The sequence below is a fragment of the Mesorhizobium sp. WSM2240 genome (assembly GCF_040438645.1).
Taxonomy (GTDB): domain Bacteria; phylum Pseudomonadota; class Alphaproteobacteria; order Rhizobiales; family Rhizobiaceae; genus Allomesorhizobium.
The window spans coordinates 2,432,481-2,446,593 of record NZ_CP159253.1; the positions used below are offsets into that span (position 1 = coordinate 2,432,481).

Consider the following 14,113-nt stretch of genomic DNA (forward strand, 5'->3'; position numbering starts at 1 on the left):
GGAGTACTATCGGCGTCGTCATGGGTTCCCGCAACCATCAGCGGGGCCAAATTGGGCAGGACGTTACGACACCCGAAGCGTTACCGCATGGGCCGGTAAATATGGCTGTCGGATCGAGTGGATATGAGCATGACCGACAACGCCGTAGAACTCCGTACATCAACGGTCGTGCAATTACCGAACGGTCGTTGGGCGTCGGGTAATCCGGGCCGAAAGCCGGGATCGAAAAACAAGATCAGCAACGAAGTGCTGCAATCAATTCGCGACATGCGAGGCGATGCAATTCAGAAGCTCTGGGAACTGATCATGGCAGGTGACTTCAAAGCGATCACCTACGTTCTCGACAAAATATTACCGCGCGACCGCACGGTGCAGATGGACGACGCAAGCCCGTCCACAGTCGCCGAAATGCTTATCAGCGGCGAAGCCAGCCCGGATGAAGTCCGCAGCATCGCAACAGCCTTGGCCCGCCTGAATGAAATTGGCGAGCTTGCCGACATTCGCAACAAACTGGACCAATTGGAAAAGCTTCTCAGCGATGACGTTGCGCGATGAACGGCGGCGGCTGGACGAACTGCAACGCGCTGTACGACGCAAAGTGGGTGCATTCGGACGCCTCAGCGACGAACAGCGGGATTGGCTTGCGGCTTTCCGGCAACAGCAACCGCCCTTTGACTACGCGATGATGATCGACGGGGACGACATTGGCGAAGGGCTGCGAAGTGATGTTCACCGCGTCCTATTCGGTAGTGTTCCAGTGATCACCGCAAATGACACCGAAGCAACGGCTAACAAAAAATGGCAACGTTACATGGAAGCATCATCGTGAACACGCAAGAAGCCGTCGCCGTTCCTTTCAGCCCATATGTTGATGAAAGTTTTGCCGCATCTATCTTCTCGTGGGATATGAAGCGCCTCTACTACATGCAGTCTTACAATTCTTTTCCGATCCCGATCCGATGCGCCGAAATGCTTGTCATTCGAACCGACGATTTAGTGCGGTGGGCATTGAACAGACGCTACGGCGTCACACGCTACGAATTTGAATGAGGATCAGAGCAATGACCCCGCAGTTAATTTACGTCGAAACCGCCAATCTTTATGTGCTGCTAGTCGGCAACAAGATCGGCCAAATCCAGACGAACGTTGATCCGGGTATCAATCCTCATGCTGTCCGGGTTGAAAGCTTGGACGCTACGACCGACCGCACCAACGTCCACATTGCCGACCGCAACGTTTATTTGGACAAGTCCAAACTCTATCTGGACGCCGCTGACATCACCACGTTTGCAGCATGGCTGTACGGTCAGATGCCCGACGCATCTACCAACGCCTTTGGCAAGGCGATGTTTGGTTACTTCGCCGGATCAATGAACTTTACCGACGTGATGGTCGCAGCTGGTCGAGCCGCAGGCGTGCCGGGCATGAGGCAGGCGCAAGGCGAAGAATTGTATTTCATGGGCCGCGCCCGCGAGTCCGATCCCGAAGGTTTTACCGAGATGGCCGCAGCCTATGCAGCGTCGGCGACGCCGAAAGCGGTCGAATGACCAAAGCAGCGGTTATCCAAACAGACGCTAGGTCAACGATCCGACGGCAAATTCGCAACGAACTCAATGATTAACGATGCCATCACGGCGACGAGCGCGAGCAAGGGTATTAGCAGGGGTTAAAACTTCAACGATCACAAGAGCGACCACACGGCAATTGCTCGCGGAACACCGCAAAGGCTTCAAGGACATTGCGGTGTATTTAGAGCGCCCGGAGGTTGTGGAATCTGATCGAAAGCCCGTTCAACCGCAAGTGATCATGATTGGGCGCACGGGTGACCGCAAATTCTCTAAGTGCTATAAATCGGTTCGGGTATTTGGGGGATGACTATGTCATGGGAAATTGCCAACCGGTTTGGGGTAGTGACGACAATTGCCTGCGGAGCACTGGCCGTTGGCCTTTACATTTTCAGTCTTGAGTGGCGCTTATCTGTACTGACCGCTCAAACGCAGGCCGCTCTAACCGCTCCGACTGGCAGAAGCACTAAGACTTTGGGTGGCGCTACGAGCCTAGATGCGACCTGCGGAGAGTTGGCAATGCGCGTAGCGACATTAGAAACGGACACGTCACTGGTGGCATCCAAGGCAGTTCAAGACCTGATGACTCGGCTAGGTTGCTTTAAATCGCCAGCCGCGACGACACCAGGGCAATAAAATGCCTAGCTGCGCGTTGACATCGTAGCCGGCTACGTCGTCCAGATGGTCGATATCGCAACCGGCGCACCGAGTCCTTGGTGCGGTGATCCTCTCGATCGGAGTTCGCCAGAACGAGCATGGATGCGCATTCGACCATCACCGAGTCATGCAGATTTCACGCACGGCGGGTTCTAACGTAAATAGCCACAGCGATTCCGGGCCTCGAAATGCAGCAAAAATTCACCAAAGTCGAATTCCACCGGTTCAAAGCGTTTAAAAATTTTCGAATCGACCTTCGGCACTTCAACATCTTGGTAGGGCCCAACAACGCAGGCAAGTCGACGGTGCTATCCGCATTCCGGATTCTTGCAGCGGCTTTACGTCGAGCATCCGCCAAAGGTGCAGTGTTGGTTCGAGGCCCAGCAGGTATGGTTTACGGACATGAAGTAGACCTTAGAACGATCTCCGTCGCTGAAGAAAACATTTTCTTCGACTACGACGACGAAGAACCTGCCTTCGTTAAGTTTACGATTACAAATGCGAACACGCTTACGTTATACTTCCCAGAACAAGGTGTTTGTTATTTGATTCCGGATGCTCAAGGTAAAAATTATTACAGTCCATCGGCATTTAAAAAACATTTCAACTCAAAAATTGGTTTCGTACCAATTCTTGGACCAGTTGATCACCACGAACAACTATACCAAGAGGAAGCCGCGAGGTTGGCACTCTTTAGCTATCGCGCCGCGAGAAATTTCCGAAATATTTGGTACCATTTTCCTGATCGTTTTGATGATTTTCGGGCAGCACTTCAACAAACGTGGCCCGGTATGGATATCGAGCCACCAGAAGTCGACAATTCGCATGAAAAGCCACTACTGCATATGTATTGCCCAGAAGATCGGCGGCCACGAGAAATATTTTGGTCAGGCTTCGGTTTTCAAGTCTGGTGCCAGATGCTAACTCACGTGATTCAATCGAAAGATGCATCGTTGTTCCTAATTGATGAACCGGACATCTACCTACATTCTGAACTACAGCGGCAACTTCTATCGATTCTGAGAAATCTTGGCCCCGATATCCTTCTAGCCACACACTCTACCGAAATGATTGTGGAGGCCGAGACTAACGATATTGTCCTGATAAACAAACGCCGCTCATCTGGGAAGCGAATCAAGGACCCTTCTCAACTCGCGACGGTATTTAGTGACCTTGGGTCGAACCTGAACCCAATTTTGACCCAACTGGCTAAAACTCGTCGGGTCCTTTTCGTAGAGGGTAAGGATTTTCAAATTCTCGGAAAGTTCGCTCGGAAACTTGGTGCCGACGGCGTAGGAAGCCGACGAGATTTCGCGGTCATACCGGTTGAAGGCTTTAACCCGGAGCGCAACCTAAAGAAGGGCATGGAGTCGACCTTAGGGACCTCGGTGCTCGCAGCTGCTTTGCTGGATCGAGACTATCGGTCCGATGGCGAGTGCGACCACATAGCAGAAAAGTGCCGAGAATTTTGCGACGAGGTGAGGATCTACCGCCGCAAGGAAGTCGAGAACTTTTTGCTGGTTCCGATTGCCATCAACCGCGCGGCGCTGCAACGACTGGCGGAGCAGGCTAGGCGTTCTGGACAAGCAACCCCAGAAGCTCCCGATATCGCCCCCGCGCTAGATGAGTATTGCACCTCAACGAAAAGTTACGCGATGGCCCAAACTGCCGAAACCCGCCGCCAGTTCGAGAGGAGTCGCGGTAGCGGGGAGCATAGTGCAACTTTAACACAGAAGACGTTGGAAGATTTTGAAGAGAAATGGGGGGACCCAGAAGCAAGGCTTAACATCGTCTCTGGCAAAGAAGCCCTGTCAGAGGTCAACAGGTTCAGCCAGAAGACGTTCAGTGTGACTGTAACGCCAATGGCAATCATCGACGCAATGCGAAACGACGAGGTGCCAACCGAGATGATGGAAATAGTCGAAATGCTGAAATCGTTTTCTGCGCGATCGGCAAGCAATTAGATTGCCTCGTCGACGCGCAAGCCATGACCACATCAACCGATCTTTTCGATTTCTGACACTGGCACATTGGACAAGAAGAAAATTTACTTTCTGTGGCGGAAAAACATCCCCATAGGAGACTTTCTCAATTCGTTATGAGCGTTTTTCAATGTTCGGTAACGTTCAGGTATGTCGCGAAGTTTTGGCGCGTCAACGAGTTGGTTAACCGCGAAGCTGGCGGCACCGAACGTGGGCGTCCCCGCAATGATCGACGTAATGTCGATTCCCCCAGCAATTAACATCGATCCGACATCGTAGCCTGCGAACTTAATCTTCTTCTTTCGAAGGTTGCTTACCTCTTTCATATGGTCAGCGAAGGCGTTTCGTATATTGTCGACGATTTTGTCGCTTGTTCGGAAGAAGCCTGTTGGATTCGCGATCGCTAGCTCTTCGACTCCACTTCCCAATACATTTCGGATTTCTTCAAAGGCTCCTTCTTTGCGCATCTCGATAAGCGCTTCCGGCGGAATTTTCCCCAGCCATTGCTCGTCAGACTGCGCTACGTGCTGAAGGCCCTTCACCATGTGAAGATGAGCTTGGTGTTCGGGAGTGAGAGCAGAATTGTATTCAAGCTTCCAGTTGAAATACTGCCAAGAAGTGGGAGCGTCGATAAGTGGCACGCCTGAGAGATATCTGCTTTTCAGCAAGAGGTCTGTCGCTTGCCCCATCCGGCCGAAACACTGGCCCGCTATCATTCGCCCGGCATGCGGATCGTTGGTAAGCTCGCCCCATTCGCCATTTAGCGCTCGCCGGATTTGCGCCTGGAGCGGCTCAGTCCACTCGGTGTCGAACAGCAATCTAGATGGATCGACCAAGGTCGACATAACTTTTTCGGGCGTATCTAATAGCGCGCTAAACTCCTTGAGTTCTTCGATTGTTTTAAACTGTCTACCGTAGAGGGCCGAAGCATGCTTTAGCCCGTCCTCTGTCGCAATTCTTTGCAGAAAGGACTTTTCATCGTCATCAATTGACGAGCGAAACGGTGAAAATACCACTATAGGTTTTGGAAAATCTTCTGTAGCAAGATCGCGATATTGCAATACATTGATTGCATGCTTGGCTAGATAAAACGCTTTTTGCTTCGCCGACCCGTGATCGAAAACATGCTTCGAGTTCCAGAATGGGTCTCCCAGAATTATGGTGTCGATGTAAAGCCCGACAGAACTAGCTATGTTTTGCGTATAACTAGGAAAAAGATCGCCCCCAAAAATGGCCTTGGAAGCCATCAAGTCTTGCAAGTGATAATGCGACGAATCGGCGACTGAATCCCAAAATTCGCCGAGTGCCTCTAAGAATTTTGATGCATTCGTCGACAATTCATCCACCGCTGCGGGAATGCTGATGATAGCCGATGCAAATTCCGCTGCGTCGAGGCTATTCTCGCTTGCCTGCTTGGCAAGAAAACCAAGGTTCTTCTCGACGAATTCGAAGTACATGCGGGAAATGTCAATTAGCGATATCGCCGCCTTGGCTTTATCACGTTGGTGCATGAACGCCGTCACAAGCGACATTGACCGAACGCGGCTATCGACCGTCGCTAAGTCAATTCTACCATCGAGACTGTACCTCACGGCGCCCAGACTTTTTTTCAGATCATCAACGAGATGGTCCGCGATGTAGATTTTGCCGGACTCTAGCTGTGCTTTTAGCACCTCAAGCCGCCAGCGAAGTTCCTCGTCGTTTTCATGCATGAGAAACCTGCAAAATGAGCGGGAAATGGTGCCGCGTGAAGGACTTGAACCCTCGACCTACCGCTTACAAGGCGGTTGCTCTACCAACTGAGCTAACGCGGCACTTTTACCCCTGACTTTACCCCTGAAACTCGGTTTTGGAAAATGTTGTAGTTTTCCAAGCACGTTAGCTGATTGATCCAGCGAATTACAAAACCGCTGCTCTACCAGCTGAGCTACAAGGGCGCGGGGCTCCGGTTATCATATCTGATGCGCCAGTAAAGACTAAAGTCGCGACTGGAATGCGGTGCGGACTGCCGCTTGGCCGTTGAAAGCGGCCGTGCCCGACTAGAAATCCGCCGGATCGCCACCATATCAAATGCCAGTGAACACCGGTTCCGTGGAGCCAGCCAATGCTGAGATTGGTCGTCATCGCCCTGTTCGTGGTCGTGATCTGGGTTCTGATCTTGAAGCTTCTCGACAGGAAGCGCCCTCTGGACTGGAACGGCATCGCCTTCGCCATCGGCTTCATCGCGCTCGCCTTCTATCTGCGCCACGTCACGGGCATGGGATAGTGGCGGATCGAAATTCAGACCTTACGGACCTGACCTGAATCTCAACACGGCGGGCAGTACAGAACTGCGCTCCTGGAAAAAAATAGAAGGAGTGCTGAACCTTTTCCCCGGTCGACGCGACTGACTGGCATGAGGCGGATCGACGCCTCGGCCATCGGATCAAGGAGACCGTCATGTCGTTCAAACGCATTCTCGTTTCAGGCGTCGCCGCCGTCATCGCCATCAGCGCCGTTCTCGGCGCCACCCAGCAATCATCGGCCGGAAGCCTTTCGCCCGGCGAAGCCGCGGCGATCGCCGGCATAGGCGGCTTCATCATCGGCGCGACGATCGCCAACTCGCAGCCGGCTTATCACGGGCACTACTCCGGCGGGTATCACCCGGCCAGTTCCTGAGAGGCCCATGTCGCCCGCTGCTACGCCCGCTATCGGAGCTACGACCACCGCACCGACACCTACCGCGGCTTCGATGGCCGCTATCATTATTGTCGACTGTAGAGGAGGACGCGATCGAATCAGATAAGCTGAAGGGCGGCGCCAGCTGCCCTTTTCGGCATTGCAATCAGGATGGATTCGTGAGCGCGAAACCCCCGATCATGCCGGTGATTCCGGCCGCCGCGTCGCGGACCAGCGGACCGACCGCGGCAAGGCGCTCCTGCGTAATACGCACCGTCGGTCCCGATACCGAAATGCCGCCGATCGGCTCGCCGAACTCGTTGAAGATGGCGGCGGCGACGCAGCGCATGCCGGGATGCCGCTCCTCGTCGTCGACCGACCAGCCACGCTCCCTGATTTCGGCAAGATCCCGCGCCAGCGCTGGCGCGCTGGAAAGGGTTTTTTGCGTAAAGCCTTCGAGGCCGGTCTTACGGATAATCGCGGCGACCCGTTCCTGCGGCAGATGCGCAAGGATCGCCTTGCCTATCCCCGAGGCGTGAAACGAGCTGCGCGTGCCCGGTCGGAAGAAGGCGCGGATCGCCTGATGCGTCTCGACCTGGCTGACGAAGACGACGCAGTCATCCTCCGCCACACCGAGATTGGCGGTTTCGCCGGTTTTTTCCATCAGATCCTGCATCACCACCCGGGCGCGATCAACCAGCTTGCGCCGGCGCAGGAAGGCCGAACCCATGCGGTAGGTTTCGACGCCGATCGACCATAGCTGGTCGGTGCGGTCGAACTCGACCATGCCGTGTGCCTCCAGAGTGGTCAGCATGCGATAGGCGGTCGAGGCAGCGAGGCCGGATTTGGCCGCTATCTCGCTCAGAGACAGGCCGCTGCCTTCGGCGACGATGGCCAATATGCGCAATGCGCGGTCGAGGGATTGGACCTGCCCGGTGTCCGGCGAAGGGCTGAAGGCTCGCGGGCGGCCGCGCTGACGTTTTTCGGTAGCATCCATGAGCGAAGTATAAAAAAATATTTCACGTTTTGGAACAGGGGGAAGTTTGAAAAACTGAAAATGCTGAGAAATCAGCGGCAAAGAGCATCATTATGAAAATGAAAAAATATTCTGAAAAAATTGAAAACCAGTCTCGTTGAAGGCATTCTGGGCAGGATCGGATTTCAGTTGAGGAGCCACGACAATGGCCAGGATGCGCGCCGTCGATGCGGCGGTTCTCGTTCTCGAAAAAGAGGGCATCGATTGCGCGTTCGGCGTGCCGGGCGCCGCGATCAACCCGTTCTATTCGGCGCTGAAGGCGCGCGGCACGATCCGCCACATACTGGCGCGTCATGTCGAGGGCGCCTCGCACATGGCCGAAGGCTACACCCGCGCTAAAGCCGGCAATATCGGCCTGTGCGTCGGCACCTCCGGGCCGGCCGGCACCGACATGATCACCGGCCTCTATTCGGCCGCCGCAGATTCCATCCCGATATTGTGCATCACCGGCCAGGCGCCGCGCGCCCGGTTGAACAAAGAGGATTTTCAGGCCGTCGACATCGCGGCAATCGCAGCGCCCGTTTCGAAATGGGCGGTGATGGTGATGGAGCCCTACCTGGTGCCGATGGCGCTGCAAAAGGCGTTTTACCTCATGCGCTCCGGGCGGCCGGGGCCGGTGCTGATCGACCTGCCGGTCGACGTCCAGCTTGCCGAGATCGAATTCGACATTGATGCCTATGAACCGCTGGCCGTCCACAAGCCTGCAATGTCGCGGCTCCAGGCGGAAAAGACGCTCGCGATGCTGAATGCGGCGGAGCGCCCGTTGATCGTGGCCGGCGGCGGCGTCATCAATGCCGATGCGTCGGATCTGCTGATCGAGTTTGCCGAAATCACCGGCGTTCCTGTCATTCCGACCTTGATGGGCTGGGGCGCGATCCCCGACGACCACCGGCTGATGGCCGGCATGTGCGGACTGCAGACCTCGCACCGCTACGGCAACGCCACAATGCTTGCCTCCGATTTCGTGCTCGGCATCGGCAATCGCTGGGCCAACCGCCACACCGGCTCGGTCGAGACCTACACCGCCGGCCGCAAATTCGTCCACGTCGACATCGAGCCGACGCAGATCGGCCGCGTCTTCGCGCCGGATCTCGGCGTCGTCTCCGATGCCGGGGAGGCGCTGAAGATGCTGCTCGACGTCGCAACCGAATGGAAAACGGCGGGCAAACTGCACGACTGGAGCGGCTGGGCCAGGGAGTGCCAGCAGCGCAAGAAAACCATGAATCGCAAGACGCATTTCGACCAGATCCCAATGAAGCCGCAGCGCGTCTATGAGGAGATGAACGAGGCTTTCGGGCGCGACACCTGCTACGTCACCACGATCGGCCTCAGTCAGATCGCCGGTGCGCAGTTCCTGCATGTGTTCAAGCCGCGCAACTGGATCAATTGCGGCCAGGCCGGCCCGCTCGGCTGGACCTTGCCGGCAGCGCTAGGCGTGCGCGCCGCCGATCCGGACCGAACGATCGTTGCGCTGTCGGGCGACTATGATTTCCAGTTCATGATCGAGGAACTGGCGGTCGGCGCACAACATAAGCTGCCCTACATCCATGTCGTCGTGAACAACGCTTATCTCGGGCTGATTCGCCAGGCGCAGCGCAACTTCTCGATGGATTTCGAGGTCAGCCTGTCCTTCGAGAACATCAATCGGGCGGGCGATTCCGAAGCCGGCTACGGCGTCGATCATGTCGCCGTCGCCGAAGCCATGGGCTGCAAGGCGATCCGGGTGAAGAAGCCGGAAGAGTGCGCGGCAGCATTCGCCGAGGCGGAAAGGCTGATGAACGAGCATCAGGTTCCGGTGGTGGTAGAGTTTATACTCGAACGCGTCACCAACATTTCCATGGGCACGGAAATCGACAAGATCGTTGAATTCGAAGAGCTTGCCGAGCGCAATGAAGACGCGCCGACAGCCATCGCCATGCTCGATTGAGTTTCAAGGGAAGAAAAATGCCGAAATTTTCTGCCAACCTCTCAATGCTCTTTGGCGAGCACGATTTCCTGGACCGGTTTGATGCCGCTGCCCGGGCGGGTTTCAAGGGTGTCGAATATATCGGGCCATACGATTACGAGCCGGAGACGGTTGCCGCGCGACTTTCGAAGAACGGGCTCGCCCAGGTGCTGTTCAACCTGCCGCCCGGCGACTGGGGCAGGGGCGAGCGCGGCATCGCTATTCTGCCGGATCGTGTCGGCGAGTTCCGCAAGGGGGTCGATACGGCGATCACCTACGCCAAGGCGCTCGGCTGCGGGCAGGTCAATTGCCTGGCCGGAATAGTCCCGGAAGGCGCGGAGCGTGATGCGCTTGAGGACATCTTCGTTGAAAACCTGAAATTCGCGGCTGAAAAGCTTGAAAAAGAAGACATAAAGCTGCTGATCGAGCCGATCAATACCCACGATATTCCGGGCTTTTTCCTGAACAATTCGAGCCAGGCGCTGGCGATCATGAGTCGCGTCGGCTCAGGGAATATTTTCCTGCAATACGATATCTACCACATGCAAATCATGGAGGGGGATCTCGCCCGTACTATCGAGGCAAACCTCGACCGCATCGCGCATATCCAGCTTGCGGACAATCCCGGCCGGCACGAGCCGGGGACGGGCGAGATCAACTATCCTTTCCTCTACAAGCACCTCGACCGCATCGGCTACTCCGGCTGGGTGGGCGCGGAATACAAGCCGAAGGCAGGGACGGTGGAAGGGCTGGGCTGGCTCCGCCAGGCGTCTAAATCCGCTGAAAACGTAGCCGCCTGAATGGCTTAGGAAAAGAGAATGGAAAAGATCGGCTTTATCGGATTGGGCATTATGGGCGCTCCAATGGCGGGGCATCTGCTCGACGCGGGCTACACGGTCATCTCCAGCGAGCATCGCAAGCCGCTGCCGAGCGAGCTTGTCGCCAAGGGGCTGAAGGCGGTGAAAGGGCACGACGCGGTGGCGCAAGCTGCTGATATTATTATCACGATGGTTCCGGATACGCCGCAGGTCGCCGAAGTCCTGTTCGGCGAGAAGGGGGTGGCGGAGGGGCTGTCGCCGGGTAAGCTGGTGATCGATATGAGCTCGATCTCGCCGATCAAGACCAAGGAATTTGCCAATGAAATCAATGTTCTCGGCTGCGACTACCTCGACGCGCCGGTGTCGGGCGGGGAGGTGGGCGCCAGGGCGGCGTCGCTGACCATCATGGTCGGCGGCGAGGAGAAGGCGTTCGAGCGGGCGCGGCAAGTCTTTGAAAAGATGGGTAAAAATATCACACTTGTCGGGCCGAACGGCGTCGGGCAGACCACCAAGGTCGCCAACCAGATCGTGGTGGCACTGACCATTGAAGCGGTGGCCGAAGCCCTTGTTTTTGCTTCGAAAGCAGGCGCCGACCCGGCAAAGGTCAGGCAGGCGCTGATGGGCGGGCTGGCCGCATCGCGCATTCTCGAAGTGCATGGCGAGCGCATGGTGAAGCGCACATTCGCGCCCGGCTTCCGCATCGAACTGCATCAGAAGGATCTGAACCTGGCACTGGAAGGCGCGAAAACGCTAGGGGTAGCATTGCCGAATACCTCGACCACCCAGCAATTGTTCAATTCCTGCGTGGCGAATGGCGGCGCCAAGGAGGATCATTCGGCGCTGGTGCGGGCTCTGGAGCGTCTCGCAGGGCATGAGGTGTGTGCATAAATTCTGCCTAAGCGGGAAAAGGCGCAAGGCGGGCTAATTGGTGTAAAAGCGGGCGGGGCGGATACCGTTTTCGCGTCGCATTTCAGGGCCCTGCGCTGCTTCACGGACATACCGTAAAAACCACCCTTCCTCCGAGATTTTAGCGCCCTACGTCTGCCTTGAACCAACGACCGTTTTCAGGCACATGGCGGGCCGATGATCCACACCAACCCAATCCGGTCGATCGACCATCTGGTCTTGCCTGCTGCGAGCCTCGACGTAGCGCGGGCGCGGCTCGACGCGCTCGGCTTTACCGTGGCGCCGACCGGCGTGCATCCATTCGGCACCGAAAACGCCTGCGTTTATTTCGCGGACGGCACGTTTCTCGAACCGTTGGCGGTCGGCGATGCGGAGAGTGCCGACGCGGCCGTGTCGGCCGGCAACGTCTTCATCGCACGCGATCGCCTGTTCCGGCTCAGCCATGGCGACGAGGGGTTTTCCGCGCTGGTGTTCGGCTCGGCTGATGCTGCATCCGACCATGCGGATTTCCGCGCGCGCGGCGTCTCGGCGGGCGACATGCTGTCCTTTTCGCGCGATTTCGTCGGTCCCGACGGCAAAAGCGACACCGCCTCCTTCAGGCTGGCCTTCGCCACGGCCGGCCATACCGGCGATGCATTCTTCTTCACCTGCGAGCGCATAAACGTGCCCGAAGTCGATCGCTCCGCGCTCCAGGCGCACGCAAATGGTGCTACCCGGCTTGTCGCGGTCACCGCGACGGGAAGCAGGCCTGACGAATGGCGTGAACTCATTGCGCCGATTGCAGGCGTGGAGGTCAGCGCCGCGGAAGACGCCATCCGCGCTGCGAATGCGACCGTCGAAGTGCTCGATGCGCCGGCCTTTGCCGAGCGTTTCGACATGGCGGCGCCGGACGGCCCGTTCCGCCTCGCGGCCGTCACCTTAGGCGTCCGCAGCCTGGCCGCCGCCGAGGCAAATCTGCGGGAAGCCGCCATCCTTCATCACCGTATCGGCGACCGCCTGATCATCCCGCCCGCGCCGGGGCAGGGCGCCGTCTTCGCTTTCGAGGAAAACTCATGAACGTACCGAATTGGACAGTCGCCGCCGGCAACGCAGTCTTTGCCAATGACAAGCCGCTGACGCTGATCGCCGGCCCTTGCCAACTCGAATCGCGCGATCATGCGTTCGAAATGGCCGGCGCTCTGAAGGAGATGGCGGCAAGGCTCGGCATCGGCCTCGTCTACAAGACCAGCTACGACAAGGCCAACCGGACCTCGCTTTCGGCGACGCGCGGCGCAGGGCTGGAGGCGGCGCTGCCGGTCTTCGCCGATCTGCGCAAGGAATTCTCGCTTCCGGTGCTGACCGACGTGCATTCGGAAGAGCAGTGTCGCATCGTGGCGCCCTATGTCGACATATTGCAGATCCCGGCGTTCCTCTCGCGCCAGACCGATCTCCTTATCGCCGCCGCCCAGACCGGCAAGGTGATCAATGTGAAGAAGGGCCAGTTCCTGGCGCCCTGGGACATGAGGAATGTGGTCGGCAAGATCACCGGCTCCGGCAATGCCAATGTGCTGGTCACCGAGCGCGGCGCCTCCTTCGGCTACAACACGCTGGTTTCGGACATGCGCGCTTTGCCGATCATGGCCGAGATCGGCGCGCCCGTGATCTTCGACGCCACTCATTCGGTGCAGCAGCCGGGCGGGCAGGGCGGCTCGTCGGGCGGAGAGCGGCGTTTCGTCGAAACGCTGGCGCGTGCGGCGGTTGCCGTCGGGGTCGCCGGCGTGTTCATCGAGACGCATCAGGACCCGGACAATTCGACCTCCTCGGACGGGCCCAACATGGTGCCGCTCAAGGATCTTCCGGCTCTTGTGGAACGCCTGATGTCCTTCGACCGGATAGCCAAGGCCTGAGACATTCATTACGGAACATCGCAAAGCGCTCTCCGTTCTCTGCTCATGAACTCGAGCAAACGAGGAGCAGGAAAATGACGACTCCCAGCGGCCACACCGAGGCCATTGCCGCCTCGCGCGTCATCGGCACGGCAGTCTACAACACGGCCGGCCAAAGTATCGGAACGATCGAGGATGTGATGCTCGACAAGCTGTCGAACAACATCATGTTTGCCGTCATAGGTTTTGGCGGATTCCTTGGAATCGGCGAAAAATACCACGCAATTCCGTGGGCGGTCCTGGACTATGAGGAAAATCGCGGCGGCTATGTCGTGCCCTTTACCAGGGAACAGCTCGAAGCCGCGCCGTCCTATTCCATCGATGAATTGAGCAGCCGCGACGGCAAAACCACGCGCGAAGCGGCATTCGCCTATTACAAGGTCGATCCCTACTGGTACTGATCCGTTGCAGGCTTAAAAGCTATTGATCCTGCAGGGCGAAGGACCGCCCTGAGCCATTTGCGGAAGCTCGTCCGCAGACCGCCGAATTTCCGTCGATGGACCCTCTGCGCGGACCTTTTTCAGCGCCATTTTCGCGCCCATAGATGGTTCGCAGCAACCGACGCGAGTGCGCCAAACGGTACCGCAAAACGGATATCCGGGTACCGGCGTTTTGCTGCCT

The 14,113-nt window shown here is 57.2% G+C and carries 15 protein-coding genes, 1 tRNA gene and 1 pseudogene; 14 read left to right on the forward strand and 3 right to left on the reverse strand.

What is annotated here, in order from left to right; translation table 11 throughout:
- The first annotated feature begins 129 nt into the window (after window positions 1-129).
- From ABVK50_RS11725 to ABVK50_RS11745, 5 genes are all read left to right on the forward strand, one after another.
- Window positions 130-555, forward strand: coding sequence for a hypothetical protein (locus ABVK50_RS11725; protein ID WP_353641398.1), 426 nt, complete (start codon window positions 130-132; stop codon window positions 553-555).
- Window positions 539-829, forward strand: a complete 291-nt coding sequence (locus ABVK50_RS11730; protein WP_353641397.1) for a hypothetical protein — start codon at window positions 539-541, stop codon at window positions 827-829. The genes ABVK50_RS11725 and ABVK50_RS11730 overlap by 17 nt, the downstream gene beginning before the upstream one ends.
- Window positions 826-1,050: a hypothetical protein gene (locus tag ABVK50_RS11735; protein ID WP_353641396.1), complete on the forward strand. Its 225-nt coding sequence runs from the start codon at window positions 826-828 to the stop codon at window positions 1,048-1,050. Before ABVK50_RS11730 ends, ABVK50_RS11735 begins: the two co-directional genes overlap by 4 nt.
- Window positions 1,051-1,061: 11 nt before the next feature.
- Entirely contained in the window at window positions 1,062-1,547 is a 486-nt protein-coding gene (locus tag ABVK50_RS11740) for a hypothetical protein (protein WP_353641395.1), read from the forward strand.
- Window positions 1,548-2,410: 863 nt separating this feature from the next.
- Window positions 2,411-4,186, forward strand: a complete 1,776-nt coding sequence (locus ABVK50_RS11745; protein ID WP_353641394.1) for an AAA family ATPase — start codon at window positions 2,411-2,413, stop codon at window positions 4,184-4,186.
- Between the two features lie 83 nt (window positions 4,187-4,269).
- Here ABVK50_RS11745 and ABVK50_RS11750 read toward each other — a convergent pair whose 3' ends face one another.
- Window positions 4,270-5,916, reverse strand: coding sequence for a hypothetical protein (locus ABVK50_RS11750; protein ID WP_353641393.1), 1,647 nt, complete (start codon window positions 5,914-5,916; stop codon window positions 4,270-4,272).
- A gap of 26 nt (window positions 5,917-5,942) precedes the next feature.
- A tRNA-Thr gene (locus tag ABVK50_RS11755) sits at window positions 5,943-6,018 on the reverse strand.
- Window positions 6,019-6,308: 290 nt separating this feature from the next.
- Here ABVK50_RS11755 and ABVK50_RS11760 point away from each other — a divergent pair.
- The 3 genes and pseudogenes from ABVK50_RS11760 to ABVK50_RS11770 all read left to right on the forward strand — a co-directional run.
- Window positions 6,309-6,470, forward strand: coding sequence for a hypothetical protein (locus ABVK50_RS11760; protein WP_353641392.1), 162 nt, complete (start codon window positions 6,309-6,311; stop codon window positions 6,468-6,470).
- 173 nt (window positions 6,471-6,643) lie between these two features.
- Complete coding sequence (locus ABVK50_RS11765) at window positions 6,644-6,862, forward strand: hypothetical protein (RefSeq protein WP_353641391.1); 219 nt, start codon at window positions 6,644-6,646, stop codon at window positions 6,860-6,862.
- Window positions 6,863-6,880: 18 nt separating this feature from the next.
- Window positions 6,881-6,964, forward strand: a pseudogene (locus tag ABVK50_RS11770) (BA14K family protein); the annotation flags it as partial.
- 64 nt (window positions 6,965-7,028) lie between these two features.
- Here ABVK50_RS11770 and bhcR read toward each other — a convergent pair.
- A complete protein-coding gene (bhcR, locus tag ABVK50_RS11775) occupies window positions 7,029-7,859 on the reverse strand; it encodes an HTH-type transcriptional regulator BhcR (RefSeq protein ID WP_353641390.1) in 831 nt (276 codons plus the stop codon).
- 184 nt (window positions 7,860-8,043) lie between these two features.
- Here bhcR and gcl point away from each other — a divergent pair, with 184 nt between their 5' ends.
- The 6 genes from gcl (at window position 8,044) to ABVK50_RS11805 (ending at window position 13,893) form a co-directional block, all read left to right on the forward strand.
- Window positions 8,044-9,825 carry a glyoxylate carboligase gene (gene gcl, locus ABVK50_RS11780; protein WP_353641389.1) on the forward strand — a complete coding sequence of 594 codons (1,782 nt, stop codon included), beginning with the start codon at window positions 8,044-8,046 and terminating at the stop codon, window positions 9,823-9,825.
- 17 nt (window positions 9,826-9,842) lie between these two features.
- Window positions 9,843-10,643, forward strand: coding sequence for a 2-oxo-tetronate isomerase (gene otnI, locus ABVK50_RS11785; RefSeq protein WP_353641388.1), 801 nt, complete (start codon window positions 9,843-9,845; stop codon window positions 10,641-10,643).
- A gap of 18 nt (window positions 10,644-10,661) precedes the next feature.
- Window positions 10,662-11,549: a 2-hydroxy-3-oxopropionate reductase gene (locus tag ABVK50_RS11790; RefSeq protein WP_353641387.1), complete on the forward strand. Its 888-nt coding sequence runs from the start codon at window positions 10,662-10,664 to the stop codon at window positions 11,547-11,549.
- Window positions 11,550-11,744: 195 nt separating this feature from the next.
- The gene (locus ABVK50_RS11795) at window positions 11,745-12,623 is read left to right on the forward strand and encodes a VOC family protein (RefSeq protein WP_353641386.1); all 879 of its coding nucleotides are present in this window, start codon (window positions 11,745-11,747) and stop codon (window positions 12,621-12,623) included.
- Window positions 12,620-13,453 (forward strand): 3-deoxy-8-phosphooctulonate synthase, encoded by an 834-nt coding sequence (gene kdsA, locus ABVK50_RS11800; protein ID WP_353641385.1) that lies wholly within the window; start codon window positions 12,620-12,622, stop codon window positions 13,451-13,453. Before ABVK50_RS11795 ends, kdsA begins: the two co-directional genes overlap by 4 nt.
- Before the next feature lie 74 nt (window positions 13,454-13,527).
- The gene (locus ABVK50_RS11805) at window positions 13,528-13,893 is read left to right on the forward strand and encodes a PRC-barrel domain-containing protein (protein ID WP_353641384.1); all 366 of its coding nucleotides are present in this window, start codon (window positions 13,528-13,530) and stop codon (window positions 13,891-13,893) included.
- Window positions 13,894-14,113 lie beyond the last annotated feature (220 nt).

Coding starts and splice junctions, on each gene's coding strand:
- ABVK50_RS11725 (WP_353641398.1), top strand. CDS start 130: ATGACCGACAACGCCGTAGAACTCCGTACATCAACGGTCGTGCAATTA.
- ABVK50_RS11730 (WP_353641397.1), top strand. CDS start 539: ATGACGTTGCGCGATGAACGGCGGCGGCTGGACGAACTGCAACGCGCT.
- ABVK50_RS11740 (WP_353641395.1), top strand. CDS start 1,062: ATGACCCCGCAGTTAATTTACGTCGAAACCGCCAATCTTTATGTGCTG.
- ABVK50_RS11745 (WP_353641394.1), top strand. CDS start 2,411: ATGCAGCAAAAATTCACCAAAGTCGAATTCCACCGGTTCAAAGCGTTT.
- ABVK50_RS11750 (WP_353641393.1), bottom strand. CDS start 5,916: ATGCATGAAAACGACGAGGAACTTCGCTGGCGGCTTGAGGTGCTAAAA.
- ABVK50_RS11760 (WP_353641392.1), top strand. CDS start 6,309: ATGCTGAGATTGGTCGTCATCGCCCTGTTCGTGGTCGTGATCTGGGTT.
- ABVK50_RS11765 (WP_353641391.1), top strand. CDS start 6,644: ATGTCGTTCAAACGCATTCTCGTTTCAGGCGTCGCCGCCGTCATCGCC.
- bhcR (WP_353641390.1), bottom strand. CDS start 7,859: ATGGATGCTACCGAAAAACGTCAGCGCGGCCGCCCGCGAGCCTTCAGC.
- gcl (WP_353641389.1), top strand. CDS start 8,044: ATGGCCAGGATGCGCGCCGTCGATGCGGCGGTTCTCGTTCTCGAAAAA.
- otnI (WP_353641388.1), top strand. CDS start 9,843: ATGCCGAAATTTTCTGCCAACCTCTCAATGCTCTTTGGCGAGCACGAT.
- ABVK50_RS11790 (WP_353641387.1), top strand. CDS start 10,662: ATGGAAAAGATCGGCTTTATCGGATTGGGCATTATGGGCGCTCCAATG.
- ABVK50_RS11795 (WP_353641386.1), top strand. CDS start 11,745: ATGATCCACACCAACCCAATCCGGTCGATCGACCATCTGGTCTTGCCT.
- kdsA (WP_353641385.1), top strand. CDS start 12,620: ATGAACGTACCGAATTGGACAGTCGCCGCCGGCAACGCAGTCTTTGCC.
- ABVK50_RS11805 (WP_353641384.1), top strand. CDS start 13,528: ATGACGACTCCCAGCGGCCACACCGAGGCCATTGCCGCCTCGCGCGTC.